The organism is Solirubrobacter phytolaccae (assembly GCF_027587195.1).
Classification (GTDB): Bacteria; Actinomycetota; Thermoleophilia; order Solirubrobacterales; family Solirubrobacteraceae; genus Solirubrobacter; species Solirubrobacter phytolaccae.
The window spans coordinates 1-14,474 of the sequence record NZ_JAPDDP010000071.1 but is presented as its reverse complement, the minus strand read 5'-3'; the positions used below and the strand labels follow the sequence as shown (position 1 = coordinate 14,474).

At 70.0% G+C, this 14,474-nt stretch carries 15 protein-coding genes and 1 pseudogene; 5 read left to right on the top strand and 11 right to left on the bottom strand.

The annotated features are described in order from the left end of the window. From OJ997_RS28220 to OJ997_RS28205, 4 genes are read left to right on the top strand one after another with little or no spacing between them, the layout of a single operon-like run. A complete protein-coding gene (locus OJ997_RS28220) occupies nucleotides 1-1,299 on the top strand; it encodes an FtsW/RodA/SpoVE family cell cycle protein (RefSeq protein WP_270028664.1) in 1,299 nt (432 codons plus the stop codon). Beyond that, nucleotides 1,296-2,684 (top strand): peptidoglycan D,D-transpeptidase FtsI family protein, encoded by a 1,389-nt coding sequence (locus OJ997_RS28215; protein ID WP_270028663.1) that lies wholly within the window; start codon nucleotides 1,296-1,298, stop codon nucleotides 2,682-2,684. The genes OJ997_RS28220 and OJ997_RS28215 overlap by 4 nt, the downstream gene beginning before the upstream one ends. 2 nt (nucleotides 2,685-2,686) lie before the next feature. Continuing rightward, nucleotides 2,687-4,489 (top strand): Stk1 family PASTA domain-containing Ser/Thr kinase, encoded by a 1,803-nt coding sequence (locus OJ997_RS28210; RefSeq protein ID WP_270028661.1) that lies wholly within the window; start codon nucleotides 2,687-2,689, stop codon nucleotides 4,487-4,489. Next, on the top strand, nucleotides 4,486-5,481 hold the full coding sequence (locus tag OJ997_RS28205; protein WP_270028659.1) for a D-alanine--D-alanine ligase family protein: 996 nt from the start codon (nucleotides 4,486-4,488) through the stop codon (nucleotides 5,479-5,481). The genes OJ997_RS28210 and OJ997_RS28205 overlap by 4 nt, the downstream gene beginning before the upstream one ends. A gap of 17 nt (nucleotides 5,482-5,498) precedes the next feature. On the opposite strand, the gene OJ997_RS28200 is transcribed toward OJ997_RS28205, so the two are convergent. The 11 genes from OJ997_RS28200 to OJ997_RS28150 form a co-directional block, all read right to left on the bottom strand. Further along, nucleotides 5,499-7,022 carry a protein kinase domain-containing protein gene (locus OJ997_RS28200; protein WP_270028657.1) on the bottom strand — a complete coding sequence of 508 codons (1,524 nt, stop codon included), beginning with the start codon at nucleotides 7,020-7,022 and terminating at the stop codon, nucleotides 5,499-5,501. A gap of 41 nt (nucleotides 7,023-7,063) precedes the next feature. Beyond that, nucleotides 7,064-8,002: a UV DNA damage repair endonuclease UvsE gene (uvsE, locus tag OJ997_RS28195; RefSeq protein ID WP_270028656.1), complete on the bottom strand. Its 939-nt coding sequence runs from the start codon at nucleotides 8,000-8,002 to the stop codon at nucleotides 7,064-7,066. A 7-nt stretch (nucleotides 8,003-8,009) separates the two neighbouring features. Beyond that, entirely contained in the window at nucleotides 8,010-8,684 is a 675-nt protein-coding gene (locus tag OJ997_RS28190; protein ID WP_270028655.1) for a hypothetical protein, read from the bottom strand. Between the two features lie 30 nt (nucleotides 8,685-8,714). Beyond that, nucleotides 8,715-8,933 (bottom strand): carbon storage regulator CsrA, encoded by a 219-nt coding sequence (csrA, locus tag OJ997_RS28185; RefSeq protein WP_270028654.1) that lies wholly within the window; start codon nucleotides 8,931-8,933, stop codon nucleotides 8,715-8,717. Between the two features lie 43 nt (nucleotides 8,934-8,976). Beyond that, on the bottom strand, nucleotides 8,977-9,414 hold the full coding sequence (fliW, locus tag OJ997_RS28180) for a flagellar assembly protein FliW (protein ID WP_270028653.1): 438 nt from the start codon (nucleotides 9,412-9,414) through the stop codon (nucleotides 8,977-8,979). Nucleotides 9,415-9,494: 80 nt separating this feature from the next. Next, entirely contained in the window at nucleotides 9,495-10,406 is a 912-nt protein-coding gene (gene flgL / locus OJ997_RS28175) for a flagellar hook-associated protein FlgL (RefSeq protein WP_270028651.1), read from the bottom strand. Next, entirely contained in the window at nucleotides 10,406-11,731 is a 1,326-nt protein-coding gene (gene flgK / locus OJ997_RS28170; protein WP_270028650.1) for a flagellar hook-associated protein FlgK, read from the bottom strand. Before flgK ends, flgL begins: the two co-directional genes overlap by 1 nt. Nucleotides 11,732-11,771: 40 nt before the next feature. Beyond that, nucleotides 11,772-12,281: a flagellar export chaperone FlgN gene (gene flgN / locus OJ997_RS28165; protein ID WP_270028648.1), complete on the bottom strand. Its 510-nt coding sequence runs from the start codon at nucleotides 12,279-12,281 to the stop codon at nucleotides 11,772-11,774. Next, nucleotides 12,278-12,538 carry a hypothetical protein gene (locus OJ997_RS28160; protein ID WP_270028647.1) on the bottom strand — a complete coding sequence of 87 codons (261 nt, stop codon included), beginning with the start codon at nucleotides 12,536-12,538 and terminating at the stop codon, nucleotides 12,278-12,280. The genes flgN and OJ997_RS28160 overlap by 4 nt, the downstream gene beginning before the upstream one ends. Continuing rightward, a complete protein-coding gene (locus OJ997_RS28155; RefSeq protein WP_270028646.1) occupies nucleotides 12,535-13,275 on the bottom strand; it encodes a flagellar hook-basal body protein in 741 nt (246 codons plus the stop codon). Before OJ997_RS28155 ends, OJ997_RS28160 begins: the two co-directional genes overlap by 4 nt. A 36-nt stretch (nucleotides 13,276-13,311) precedes the next feature. Next, nucleotides 13,312-14,007 (bottom strand): flagellar hook-basal body protein, encoded by a 696-nt coding sequence (locus tag OJ997_RS28150; RefSeq protein WP_270028645.1) that lies wholly within the window; start codon nucleotides 14,005-14,007, stop codon nucleotides 13,312-13,314. A gap of 40 nt (nucleotides 14,008-14,047) precedes the next feature. Between OJ997_RS28150 and OJ997_RS28145 the strand changes: the two are divergent. Further along, a pseudogene (locus OJ997_RS28145) lies at nucleotides 14,048-14,474 on the top strand (hypothetical protein); the annotation flags it as partial.

The following is a 14,474-nucleotide window of genomic DNA, read 5'->3' as shown; positions in this document are numbered from 1 at the left end:
ATGAGCGCCCGCAACCGCGAGTTGCTGGCGCTCATCCCGGCGTCCCTCTTGGTGACGCTGGGGTTCGCCGCGATCTTCATCCAACGCAACGAGCTGCTCTCGAACGTCTCGCTGACCTACGGCGGGATCTTCCTCGGCCTGTGCTTCGTCGCGCACCTCGTGATCCGCTTCACGCTGCCGTACGCGGATCCGTACCTGTTCCCGCTGGTGGCGGTCCTGGCGTGCTTCGGGCTCGTCGTCATCTACCGGATCGACGACGTGCTCGCGCGCGACCAGGCGCAGTGGTTCGTGATCGGCCTGATCGCCTTCGTGGCGACGATCTTCCTGCTGCGCGACTTCCGCGTGCTGGAGCGCTACCGCTACACGATCGCGCTCGCCGGCCTCGCGCTGCTGCTGCTCCCGCGCGTGCCCGGCATCGGCCAGCAGGTCAACGGCGCCTACCTCGGCGTCGGGATCGGGCCGGTCTCGTTCCAGCCCGCAGAGCTGGGCAAGATCGCCATCGTCATCTTCCTCGCCGCCTACCTCCGCGACACGCGCCAGGTGCTCGTGCAGGGCTCGCGCCGCTTCCTCGGCGTCACGATCCCGCCGTTCAAGCACCTCGGCCCGCTGCTCGTGGTCTGGGGCGCGGCGATGTTCATGCTCGTGTTCATCCGCGACCTCGGCTCGTCGCTGATGTACTTCGGCGCGTTCCTGGCGCTGATCTACGTGGCCACGAACCGGCTGAGCTTCGTCGTCATCGGGCTCGGCATGTTCGCGGCCGGCGCCTACTTCTTCGCCTCCACCGTCGGGCACGTGCAGGACCGCATCGACGTCTGGCTGAACCCGTTCGCGCCCGGGCTCTATGACGCGGAAGGCGGCTCCTACCAGATCGCCAACGGCATGTTCGCGATGGCCGACGGCGGGCTCTTCGGCCGTGGGCTGGGCGCCGCGGTGCTGCGCGTGCCGGACGGCGGGCCGCTGATCCCGGCGCCGGAGACGGACATGATCTACGCGGTGATCGTCAACGACCTCGGGCTCGTCGGCGGCCTCGGTGTGATCGCCACGTACATGCTGATCGCCGAGCGCGGCTTCAAGATCGCGACGCTCGCGGCGGACAGCTTCTCCAAGCTGCTGGCCACGGGCCTGACCGCCGTGATGGCGCTGCAGGTGTTCGTGATCGTCGGCGGCGTCACCCGCGTGATCCCGCTGACCGGCGTCACGCTGCCGTTCGTGAGCTACGGCGGCTCGTCGATCGTCGCCAACTTCATCCTGCTGGCGCTGCTGCTGCTGATCTCCAACCGCGCGAGGACGCCGGCATGAACGCCCCGATCCTGCGCCTCTACGTCGTCTTCCTCGTCCTGTTCGCGGTGCTGATCGGGTTCACGTCGCGCTGGGCGGTGTTCGGCTCCGAGCGCCTGCGCGAGAACCCGAAGAACGCGCGCGTGCGGATCGAGGAGCAGCGGATCAAGCGCGGCGTGATCCGGGCCGCGAACCGCGAGGTGCTGGCCGGCAGCACGCGGCTGTCGGGCGACCGCTACGGCCGCCGCTACCCGACCGGGAGCCTGTTCGCGCTGCCCGTCGGGTACGACAACGTGCGGTTCGGGCGGGCCGGGATCGAGAAGTACTACAACGACGCGCTCGTCGGCCGCAAGCAGGAGCTGACGAGCCTGATCGACTCCCTGACCAAGGACACGCAGATCGGCGACGACCTGCAGACGACGCTCGTCCCGCGCGCCCAGGAGCTCGCCTACGACCTGCTCCAGGGCCACCAGGGCGCGGTCGTCGCGCTCGGCATCAAGGACGGCTCGGTCAAGGTCATGGCGGGCACGCCGTCGTTCGACCCGGACCACCCCGAGGACGCCAAGAGCGTCCTCAATCGCGCGACCCAGGGCCTGTATCCGCCCGGCTCGACGATGAAGACGGTGACCGCGACCGCCGCGATCGACAGCGGCCGCTACGAACCCGACTCGCGCGTGAACGGCAAGAACGGGAAGGTGATCTCGGGTACGCCGCTGAACAACTTCGGACAGCGCGACTATGGCGACATCACCCTCACCGAGGCGCTCACGAACTCCGTCAACACGGTGTGGGCGGAGGTCGGCGTGAAGCTCGGCCGCAACCGGATGCAGGAGTACATGGACCGGTTCGGGTTCGGCTCCAAGCCGCCGCTGGACTACCCGGAGGAGCAGATGCAGTCCAGCGGGCCGCGGGACACCGTCAAGAACGAGCTCATCCCGATGTCGTCGGGCCGGGTGGACGTGGGCCGGACCGCGATCGGCCAGGGCCTGCTGCTCGTCACGCCGCTGCAGATGGCGACCGTCGCGCAGACGATCGCGAACGGCGGCGTGCGGATGGAGCCGCGGCTCGTGGCGAAGGTCGTGGACCCGGACGGGCGGACCGTGGACGAGCCGATGCCCAAGGAGGCCACGCGGGTGATGTCCGAGGACACGGCCGCGAAGGTCGGGACGATGATGAAGTCCGTCGTGCGCGAGGGCTCGGGCACCGCGGCCGCGCTGCAGGGCGTCGAGGTCGCCGGCAAGACCGGCACCGCGGAGATCAACATCGCCCAGCGCATCAACGACCTCTGGTTCATCGGCTTCACCGAGGACGTCGCCGTGGCCGTGATCATCGAGCGCGAGCAGGGCCAGGGCGGTACCGTCGCGGCACCGATCGCCAAGCAAGTCCTGCAGGCGCTGGGGCAATAGCGATGATCGTCTCCCGCGACACCATCATCGACGGCCGCTACCGGGCGATGAAACGCCTGGGCGCCGGCGGCATGGCCGAGGTCTGGTGTGCGGAGGACGAGGTGCTCGGTCGCCGCGTCGCGCTCAAGCTGCTCGGCGGGCGCTACGCCTCCGACCCCGAGTTCCGCGAGCGCTTCCGCCGCGAGGCGCAGGCCGCCGCCGGGCTTACGCACCCGAACATCGTCGGCGTCTTCGACCGCTCGGAGTGGGAGGGCACGCCCTACATCGCGATGGAGCTGGTGGACGGGCAGACGCTCAAGGAGCTCGTGACCGAGCGCGGCCCGCTGCCGCCGCACATCGCGGTCGGGCTGGTCGAGCAGATCCTGCGGGCGCTCGCCTACGCGCACCGGCGTGGGATCGTCCATCGCGACATCAAGCCGCAGAACGTGATCCTGGACCCCGAGGGCGAGGCGAAGGTCGCCGACTTCGGGATCGCCCGCGCCGGCCACTCGGAGATGACGCAGACCGGGTCGATCGTCGGCACGGTCCAGTACCTCTCGCCCGAGCAGGCCAACGGCCATCCCGTCGACCGCCGCTCGGACCTGTACTCGGCCGGGATCGTGCTCTACGAGCTGCTCACCGGCCAGGTGCCCTTCGACGGCGAGGCGCCGGTCTCGATCGCGCTCAAGCACGTCAACGAGCGGCCCGTCCCGCCCGGCCAGCTGCGTCCCGGGATCCCGCCGGCGCTCGAGGCGGTCGTGCTGCGCGCGCTGGAGAAGGACCCGAACCTGCGCTTCCAGAGCGCGGAGGAGTTCATCGCGGCGCTCGAGCAGGCGCGCCACGCGCCGACCCGGCCGATCGTCGTCGAGCCTCCGCCCGTCGAGCCGTGGGCCGAGGAGGAAGTGCGCCGGTCGCGCTGGTGGATCTGGGCGCTGGTCGCGCTCGTGGCCGTCGGGATCGCCGTCGCGGCGTACTTCGCCCTCGCCGGCGGCGAGAAGGTGACGGTGCCCAACCTCGTCGGCCGCAACGCCGACGACGCGATCGCGATCCTGCAGCGCCGCGGGCTGGAGCCGGACATCGAGAACGTCGTCAGCGACGAGGTCCCGCGCGACGAGGTCATCTCGCAGAACCCCGACGCCGGCTCGGAGGTGCGCGAGGGCGGCTCCGTCGAGATCCGCGTCTCCGCCGGCCGCGAGCAGGTGACCGTGCCCGCCGTGGTCGGCTCCTCCCAGGACGATGCGGAGCAGGCGCTCGCGGACGCGGGCTTCAAGAGCAAGGTGGAGCGCGAGTACTCGGACACCGTCCCCGAAGGCGACGTCATCAGCGCCTCGCCCGAGCAGGGGCGCGCGGTGTCCAAGGGCCGCACGATCACGCTGACCGTCAGCCGTGGCAAGGCGGGCGTCACCGTGCCCGGCGTCGTCGGCAACACGCGCGACGGTGCCGAGCAGGCGCTCCAGAGCGCCGGGCTGACCGCGCAGGTGACCGAGCGCGAGAGCTCGGAGCCGCCCGGCACGGTGCTCGAGCAGAACCCGGCGAGCGGCGCGACCGTCGAGCCGGGCTCGGCCGTGGCGATCGTCGTCGCCAAGGAGCGCCCGCAGATCCCGGACGTGACGACCGACAACCCGACGGTCGAGGAGGCGACGCAGGCGCTCGAGGACGCGGGCTACAAGGTCAAGACGGTCGAGCGCCAAGGCGATCCGTCGCTTGTCGGCCGCGTGATCGGGCAGTCGCCGGCGGCCGGAACGCGGCGTTCGACCGGTGGCACGGTCACCATTGCCGTCGTGCCTGACCCCAACGCCACCCCGACCGCCACCCCCACGCCATGAGGATCGTCGTCCTCGCCGGCGGTCGTTCTTCTGAACACGACGTCTCCCTGAACTCCGCCGCGGCCGTCCGCGAGGGCATCGCCGCCGCGGGCCATGAAGTGGTCGACGTGCTGATCGAGCGCAGTGGCGAATGGCGTCATGGCGCTGACACGCTGGCCCTCACACCCGGGGGCGGCCTGCTCGACGCCGACGTCGTCTTCCCGGTCCTCCACGGCCCGTTCGGCGAGGACGGCACGCTGCAGGGCCTCCTGGAGCTCCTGGACGTGCCCTACGTCGGCGCGGGGGTCCTCGCGTCCTCGCTGTGCATGGACAAGGTCGTCTTCAAAGAGGTGCTCGCCGCGGCCGACGTGCCGCAGGTGCCGTACGCGGGCGTCCACCTCGCGCGCTGGCGCGCCGAGCCCGAGGCCGTCCTGCGTGAGCTGGCCGCGCTGGGCACGCCCGTGTTCGTCAAGCCGGCACGGCTCGGCTCCTCGGTCGGCATCGCCAAGGTGTCCTCGGAGACCGAGCTCGGCCCGGCGCTCGACACCGCGTTCGGCCACGACAGCCACGTGATCGTCGAGGGCTTCTCGCCCGGCCTGGAGGTCGAGTGCGCCGTGCTCGGCTTCGGCACCGAGCCCGAGGCGTCGGTGCCCGGCGAGATCGTCCTCACCGGCGGCGCCGACTGGTACGACTACGAGGCCAAGTACACGGACGGCGGCATGGAGCTCGTCGTCCCCGCGCGCCTGGACGAAGCGGTGCTCGAGGACGTGCGCCGGCTGGCGATCGACACGTTCGTGCGCGTCGGCTGCTCCGGCCTCGCCCGCGTGGACTTCTTCGTCGAGGACGGCCACCGCGTGCTGGTCAACGAGCTCAACACGCTGCCGGGCTTCACCAAGACGAGCGTCTACCCGAAGCTCTGGGAGCGGACCGGCGTGCCGTTCCCGCAGCTCTGCGATCGCCTGATCGCGCTGGCCATCGAGCGCTTTGAAGCCGAGCGCTCGGTCGCTTTCTAAAGGCCCTGGGTCTTTATTTACGCCGCAACTTCCTGGAACAGGCGGATCTCGGAGATCTCGGCGCTGTCGCTGTCGCCGAGATCCGTGATCCAGACCAGGTAGTAGCGGTACTTCTTGCCGCCCGTGTCGAGCTTGAAGCGCTGGTCCTTGTCCTTGACCGTGCCGCCGCCGACCTTGGTCCAGCCGTCCGGCACGGACTTGGGCGCGGTGCCGGCGGGCGCGGCGTAGATCGTCGCCTTGAAGCCCGGCTTGGGCGTCTTGACCTGGATCGCGACGGCTTCGACCTCGGGCCGGGCGTCGATGTAGATGCCGACACCCGCCTTGCCGGCGCCTTCGATGCCGGCCTCGTAGGTCTCGGTCGTCCAGGTCGTGCCATCGTCGCGGTCGACGACGCGGTTGGCCTCCTCGGAGTGCTCCTCCTCGTCGCCCAGCGGGTCGTAGTCCTGGGCCGAGCCACGCGGAACCGAGACGGTCTTCGTGCCCTGCGGCGTGGACTCGACGCGGCCCGGACCCGTCCCGCGCTCGACGCGCTCGGGCACGTCGCCGATCCCGGCCAGGATCGCGACGATCGCCACGCCGACGCCGATCAGCGCCAGCACGCCCAGGAGCGGGATCGAGTGGCGCATGCGGAACGGCAGCCGCCGCTGCGTGCGCGCCGGGAGCGTGCGGATGACCGCGGTCGCCTCGCCCGTGGACGTGCCGGAGCGTGCGGCCTCGATCGCGAGCGCGTCCTCGAGGTCGGCGATCAGCGCCGGCACGTCGGGGTAGCGGTGCGCGAGGTCCTTGTCCGTCATCCGGTCCAGGACGGCGGCGGTGGTCGCGGAGACCTCCGGCCGCAGCGCCTGGATGTCCGGGAGGTCCTCGCGGACGTGCTTCATCGCCACCGCGATCTGGTTCTCGCCCCCGAACGGGACGTCGCCGGTGAGCATCTCGAACAGCACGACGCCGAGCGAGTAGATGTCGGACTGGCCGTCGACGTCGTGGCCGAGCGCCTGCTCGGGCGAGACGTAGTCCGTCGTCCCGAGCACGCGGCCGTCCGCGGTGAGCCCGTCGTCGCGCAGGGAGCGGGCGATGCCGAAGTCCGTGACCTTGGCCGAGCCCTCGGGGTCCAGCAGGACGTTCTGGGGCTTGACGTCGCGGTGCACGATGTCGTGCGCGTGCGCGGAGCCGAGGGCGCGGGCGATCTCGATCGCGTACGCCAGCGACTCGTCGACGGGCAGCCGCCCGAGCCGGCGGATGCGGTCCTTGAGCGTCTCGCCCTCGACGTACTCGAAGACGATGTACGGGCGGTTCTCGTCCTCGCCCGTGTCGATCACGCCGACGACGTGCGGATGCGAGAGCTGCGCGACCGCGCGCGCCTCGCGCCGGAAGCGCTCCAGCTGGTCGGAGTCGCTGGACATCTCCCGGTGCAGGAGCTTGATCGCGACCCGACGCTCCAGGTTCTGGTCGAACGCCCGATAGACCGTCGACATCCCTCCCGCGCCGATCTGGGCGTCGAGCCGGTACCGGCCACTGAGCTGCATGCCCACGAGCGTGCTCATGGAATGCGTCGTATTGTGGCCGATCCGGGCACGGGCTCGCGTTAAGTTCGCTGCGGCTTCGCCATCTCCCGCTCGATTTGCTCACGAAGGCGTAAAAGCGCCAGGTCCTTGCCCTTGGCCTCGAGCATCACGTCGAAGTCCAGGCCCGTGGCGATCTCGCGCAGGAACTGGCCGAACGCGATCGGGTCGATCAGGTCCGCGTGGGCGCGCAGCTGCGGCAGCACCCACTCGGTCACGGTCTTGCGGCCGACCTTCTTCTTGCGCTCCTCCATCGCCGTCTTGGGCGTGGAGTAGTGGATCTTGGGCGTGACGTCGTCCGGCCAGGTCGCGAGCGCGAGCTCCAGCGCCTCGCGGTCCGGGATGCCGTCCGGGTCGTGGCAGTGGTGGTGCAGGATGTCCCAGACCACGCGCAGGCCGGTGCGCTCGTGCAGGCCGAGCACGTCTCGCAGGCCGAACGTGCGGTCGTCGTTCTCGATCACCAGCCGCGCCTGCGCGCGGTCCGAGAGGCGCTCGAAGCCGGCCTCGAAGCGCCCGAGCGCGTCGCCCTGGCCACCGCCGACGTGGAGCACGACGACCGCCTCGGGCCCGCAGCCCATCGCGTCGAGCAGCGCGGCCTGCACCTCGAGGTCGCGGGCGGCCCCCTCGACGACCCGGTCGTTCTCCGAGTTCAGGACGATGTACTGCCCCGGGTGGCTGGAGAGGCGGATGTCGAGCTCGCGGGCGAGGGCGCCGACCCGCGCCAGCTCGTCCGCGCACTCCTCGACCTGCCGGTGGAACTGGGGCAGGTCGGGATGCGTCGCGTAGGGCGCCAGGTCCGAGGTGATCCGGTACATCCGGATGTCGTGGCGCCCGAGGTACTCCAGGATCGCGGTGAGGTGCTCCAGCGAGTGGCGCAGGTGAGGACCGGACTGCCAGCGCCGCGCGTCGTGGCTCGGCAGCCCGCCTTCACCCAGGACTTTGACCGCGAATCCGAGCTTCACGTCCCCCTTACGGGTTGACGGACCGCCCGGACCACGTGTTCCACTCCGAGTCGTCGCCCGGCTTGACCGGCTCGATCTGCTCGGTCGGGTTGTCGGCCGCCTCGATCGCGTCCTCGATCTGGTGCTGCGCGTCAGACGTGCCCTCGTCGGACTCGGCGGCGATCCGCAGCTCGTCCTCGGCCTGCTCCTCACCTTCGGACTCGCCCTCGCCGGCCTCGGCCAGCGGCGCGAACGCCTCGTCGGCGATTTCGCCTTCCGGGCCGGCGTAGTCGGACACGCTGCCGCCGATGTTGGCGGCCTCGGCCGCGGCGGCGGCTTCCTCGGCGGCCTCGTCGATCGCCGGCTCTTCGAAGGCCGGCGGGACCGGCACGGAGGTCGCGGTGTTGGCGACGGGACCGGAGGCGTCGTAGTTGGACACCGGCGGCGGGGTGTACGCGTCGGGCTCCGGGGCGGGAGCGGTGTCGCTCGATCCGCCGGGCAGGAGGCCCTTGACGCTGTCGCGCTTGAAGAACAGGGCTGCGACGGCGGCGGCCACGCCACCGCCGAGCAGGAGGGTCTTGGCGCCCGGACGCCGCTTCTTGCGCGGCTCGACGCCCGGGACCATCGCCGCAACGCGATCGCGAGCGAAGGCGAGAGCGATGTCAGCAACCGCGAGGTTGCGGGCGGTCTTGGCAAGCTTCATGCCAAGACCGTACCCGTATCGCTCTTCGAGCTATGCCTTGGACGGAGTTGGGAACTCGACGGGCGCGGCGTGGGCCGCGGCGCGGTTCTCCTCACGAACGGCGTGCCAGATCTCCTCGCGGTAGACCGGGGTGCTGCGCGGGGCCTGGATGCCCACGCGAACGGTGTTTCCGACGATCTCCATCACGTGCACGACGACATCGTCGCCGACCATGATCTTCTCGCCGACACGGCGGGTGATGAGCAGCATGGTTCCTCCTTGGATTCAGCTGCGGCGGGTTTGACTTGCGGTCTTAGGCAGCCGCCGCGACAGCGGCGGGGAACAGCGGGGCGCGGACGGGAGCGTCAGCGGCCTCGTTGATGATCTGGTGGCCCTTGCCCTCGGCGACGAGGATCGGGGCACGCAGGTTGGCGTAGAAGTCGGCGAGCTCGGCCCCGGCGCGGACGGTCACCCAGACGGCGACGTCGGCGGGATCGGCGGAGATCGGCTTGGCCGCCTCGTCCGAGAGGTCGACTTCATAGTCGCTGAAGAAGTGCCAGGGGTTCGCGACGGGGAGCGCGAGCTCCGCATCGTCGAGCGAGTGCAGCCAGGCGAAGGCGCCGTCCTCGGAAGGGGCGACGAGCGCGTAGGACTTGCCGCCGAGGCCGATCAGGCCCGTCGGGAACTCGATGACGTCCGAGGACGCGATCTCGAGCGTGCCGAAGCGCGAAGAGTCGATGGTGATGCTCATGGGCGAAGAGGGGTCCTGGAGGGAGGGAATGGAACGGAGGAGGGAGGGATGGAGCGGATCGCTTCTAGGGACCTATCGGCCTAGCGCAGGAAATCCATTAGCGACGTCTGCACGATGTTCGCGCCGGCGCGCAGGGAGGCCTGGTAGGCGGCCGACTGCGAGTTGAAGTCGATGATCGTCTTGACGATGTCGGCGTCCTCCGTGTTGGAGAGCTGCTCGGTCACGGCGCCCTGGATCTGGTCCAGGCGCGTGGCGGCGGCGGTGAGCCGGTTCGTCATCGAGCCGTTGCGGGCGCGGACGTTGAGCAGCGTGTCCTGCTGCGCCTTCAGCGCGCCGGTGTCGGCCAGCAGCGCGGGGCCGTCGTTGGCCTTCAGGTTCGTCGAGATCTGGCGCAGCGTGCTCAGGAGCTTGCCGTCGGCACCGCCGTCGCCCAGCACCTCGCGGCCGACGAGGTTGATCGTCATCGTCACGCCGGGGCCGATCTCGCGCACGATGCCCGGGATCGAGGGGTCGAGGCCGGCCTCGTTGCCCTGGAAGGTGTCGTCGGCGCCGAGCTTGTACGGCGGGATGTCGGTGGCGGTGCCACCCATCAGGTAGGTGTCGCCGTAGGTGGCGTTCGCCGATTCCTTGATGCCCTGGATGATCTGGTCGAGCTCCGCGGCGATCGCGAGCCGCGACTCGGCGTCGGCCGTGTCGGTCGCGCCCTGCAGGACGAGCGTGTTGGCGCGCCCGACCAGGTCGGTCATCGAGGCCAGGGCGGACTCGGTCGCGTCCTGCCAGCCCTGCGCGTCGTTGATGTTGCGCGTGTACTGCTTGTTCGCGTCCTGCGTCTGGCGCAGGCCCATGGCGCGGGCCGCGTTGAACGGATCGTCCGAAGGGCGCGTGATCTCCTTGCCGGAGGACGCCTTGCTCTGGGTTTTGGAGAGCTTCTCCGACAGCGTGTTGAGATCAGCAAGGACGTTGCGCTGAACCATCGAAGTCGTGACGCGCATCAGAGGCCAACCTTTCCGGTGCGATTGATCAGGACGTCGAGCATCTCGTCCATCGTGGACATGGCGCGCGCCGACGCCTGGTAGGCGCGCTGGAAGCGGACGAGGTTCGACATCTCCTCATCCATGGAGACGCCGGCGACGCTCTGGCGGCGGTTCTCGACCGAGTCGGCGAGGATCAACGCGTTGCCCTGCATGCGCTGGGACTCGTTGAGGTCGCCACCGACCTTGGCGACGAAGGACTTGTAGGCGCCGTCGATCGACGCGTTGCCGCGCAGCTGGGAGATCTTGAGGGCGATGTCGTTGGAGCCGGCCGCGCCGCTGCCGGAGGTGACCGACGTCGGGTTGGCCTGCAGCGCGTCCGCGACCTTGATCGTGGCGCCCGCGGGCGTGCCGACGCTGAAGAACTCGCCGCCGTACGCGGCGTTGACCGTGCTCACGAGCGAGGAGGTGATCGTGTCGAGCTGGTTCAGGTAGCCGTCGATCGTGCCGCCCGGCGACTTGCCGACGGCCAGCAGGCCACCCATCTCTCCACCCGGGTCCCAGCCGCCGACGGGCGGGCCGGACCAGGACGCCGTGCGGTCGGTCACGACCGGGTACGAGGTGCCCGTGCCGCGGTCGACGAACGAGACGTTCATGGAGCCGTTGTCGAGGTTCTCGACCGAGACCTGGCCGTAGCCCGAGAGCTGGTCGATCAGCACGTCGCGACGGTCCAGGAGGTCGTTCGGCGTCTCGCCGATCGTCATGGAGCGCGCGATCACGTTGTTCAGGCCCGCGAGCTCGGCCGCGATCTTCTCGACCTCGCCACCGGCGCCGGCGATGGCGTCGTACTGGCCCTGGGCGCCCTGCTGCGCGGCGAGCATCTGCCCGCGCACGGACTGGATCGAGTCGGCGAGGCCGTTGGACTTCTGGATCAGCGACTGCTTCGCCGACGAGTCGTTGGCGGCGCCGGCCAGGTCCGACCAGGCGTTCCAGAACGTCGCGAGCTGCGCGTTGATGCCGTCCGTGCCCGGCTCGGAGAGCGAGAGCTCAGCCGTGTCGAGGGCGTCGGCCTTCGCGGTCCACTCGTTCAGGTTCGTGTTCTGCGCGCGGTACTGCGAGTCCAGGAACTGGTCGCGGATGCGACGGAAGCCGGTCACGTCCACGCCGGAGCCGAGCTGGGCGCCGACACCGCCGGTCGGGGTCGCGACCGTCAGCTGCATGGCGCGCGACGCCTGGAGGGTGACCTCCTGGCGCGAGTAGCCCTGGGTCGACGCGTTCGCGATGTTGTGGCCGGTCGTGTCGAGCATGCGCTGATGAGCCAGTAGGCCCTTCAGCGATGTCTGCATGCCGTAGAAAGATGAGATGGGCATCAGGATTCAGGTGGGGTCAGGCCTGGAGGTCCAGAGCGCGGTAGGCAGAAGGTGCTGGTGCGGCGTTGGGGCGTGCGCCGTTGGGCGCGCTGTAGCCCGGCTCGGCCTCTTGGCCGATCAGGCGGGTCAGGTGTGACAGGAACGTGAGCTCCTGGCGCATCAGGGCGCGGTTGATGCCGTGCTCGCGAGCGATCTCGGCGAGCAGGCCACGAAGTTCGGCGGAGCGCTGCATCGCCGCGGTGGCGGCGGGCGGGGTGATCAGGCTGCACAGGCGCTCGAGCGTCACGTTCGTGGCGGGCATGCCGAGCGCGATGCCGGCACGCTGGAGCAGCTTGGTGCGCTCCTGCTCGAGTCCGTTGCGACGGACCATCTCGGACTGGATGTCGGCGAGCCGCGCAAGGACGGCCTCGGTGTCGCGCTCGCGAATGGCACCGCCCTGGGCGAGCACGAGCTTGAGCAGCTGGCGCGCCGAGTTGATCTGCTGATCCAGGTGGACCAGCAGCTCGGCCTCGAGAACCGTGCTCACGACTGCATCTCCTTGTAGATCTGACGGGCGAGGCCCAGACCTTGACCACCGGTCAATGCGCTGGTCAGCGTGTCCTGCATCGTCGACGCGTACGGACCTTCACCGAGCGAGCTCTCGCTCACCATGCTCTTGACGAGCTGTCCGGCGAGCATCTGCTCGAAGCCGACGGCCGACTTGTAGTCCTTGACCGCGTCCGTGCCTGCGGCGCGGATGTCCGCCGGCAGCGAAGTCGTGGAGATCGAGTTGATCGCGCTCATCGCTTGACCCCGTTCGCGATCTCCATCATCTGGTCGGCGGTCTGGATCGCCTTCGACGTCAGCTGGTAGGTGCGCTGCGCCTCGATCATGTCGGTCATGGCCTGCGCCATGTCCGTGTTGGAGGCTTCCAGCGTGCCCTGCTCGAGCGTCGTCGTGGCGGGCGCGGCGACGGCGTTGCCGGAGCGCGCGTTGGTGGTGAAGGCGTTGTCGCCGACCGACTCGAGGTTCTGCGGCGAGCGCACGTTGACGAGCTGGATGCGGCCGAGGGCCTGGCCCTTGGCAGCCACGGTGCCGTCGCGGGCGATCGAGATGTCGGACTCTGTCGTGCCTTCCGGGACCGTGATGCTCGGGTTGAGCATCCCGCCGAAGCTCGTGACGAGGCGGCGGCTGGAGTCGATGTGGAAGTTGCCGTCGCGCGTCAGCGCGTCACGGCCGTCGGCGAGCTTGACCTTCATGAAGCCGGGGCCCTGGAGCGCGACGTCCGTGGGCTTGTCGGTTCGGGTCAGGTTGCCCTGCTCGAAGGTGCGACCGCCCTGGACGGCGCGAGAGCCCGTGCCGAGCTGCGCCTCGTTGGAGATCGTGGGGCGCCCGCCCTGCTCGTACAGCAGGTCCGAGAACCCGACGCGCAGACGCTTGTAGCCAGTGGTGTTGGCGTTGGCGAGGTCGTTCGAGACGGCGTCGAGCTTGAACTGCTGCGCCTTCATGCCCGCCGCGGCGGTTCGGAGTCCTTCGAGCATTGATATCTAGATCGGCTTTCGGGCGGACGACTTGAACTAGGTCAGGGAACCGACGGCGCCGGCGGCCTTGCCGAGCGTCTCGTCAATGGTCTGGATCACTTTTTGGCCGGACTCGTAGGCGCGCAGTGACGCCATCATGTCCACCATCGACTGGGTCGGATCGGCGCTCGAGGCTTCGAGCGAACCCGAGCGGACGGAGCCCGCGACCTGGCCGGGGACGTTCCCGGGGGTGCCGGTCACATAGGAGTTGCCGACCTTCTCCGGGTTGTTGAGGTTCACGACGCTGAGCAGGCGCGGATCGACCTTGCCGTCGGCGCCGAGCGTGATCGGCTGGTTGTTGCGGCCGAGGACGAGATCGCCCTGGAGCGTGGTCAGCCGACCTTCGCCGTCGGAGGCGAACTGGCCGTTGCGCGTGTAGCGCGTGCCGTCGTTGGTCTGGACGGCGAAGAAGCCGTCGCCGTTGATCGCGAAGTCGAGCGGCTCGCCCGTGTCCTTCATGATCCCCGGCGTCCAGTCGGTGACGGTGTTCGTGACGGCCACGGCGGTGGTGACGTTGCCCACGCGCTGGCCGGTGACGGAGTTGGTGAGGAGCATCTCGCCGAAGGACTGCTGCGTGGTGCGCTCGGCCTTGTAGCCGGCGGTCGACGCGTTCGCGAGGTCGTTCGCGATCTGGTCCTGGCGGATCTGCTCGGCGAGCATGCCTGAGGCTGCGAGATAGAGGCCGCGATCCATACGGGACTCCCATCGGCGCCCGGACCGGCATCCTTGAGTCATGGATCCGATCGCTGTCACCGCCGCCCTGCTGCGCGCTCAGCTCCCGGAGGTGCCGATCCGGGAGGGCGCGTCGATGATGGCTCGCGTCGCCTCGCGTGGGCAGACCCACGCGGTGATCGTCATCGCCGGCATGCCGATCACCGCCCAGCTGCCGCCGGAGATCCCCGCGGGGGCGACCCTGCGGCTCCGCGTCAAGGAGGTCACCGCCGAGCGCGTGTGGATGCAGATCGAGCCCGAGCAGTCGCAGGCGGGCGGCGAAGCGGCGCCGGCGCGACCGCCGGTGCCGAAGCCGCCGGTCCCGTCGGGGGTGTACGCGCCGCCGATCAAGTTGCCGGGTGCGCCCGCGCAGCCTGGCGGCGCCGGGGCGCCCGCGAAGCCGGGGACGCCGGCTCAGCCTGGCGCTGCCGCGACGCCCGCTCAGCCGG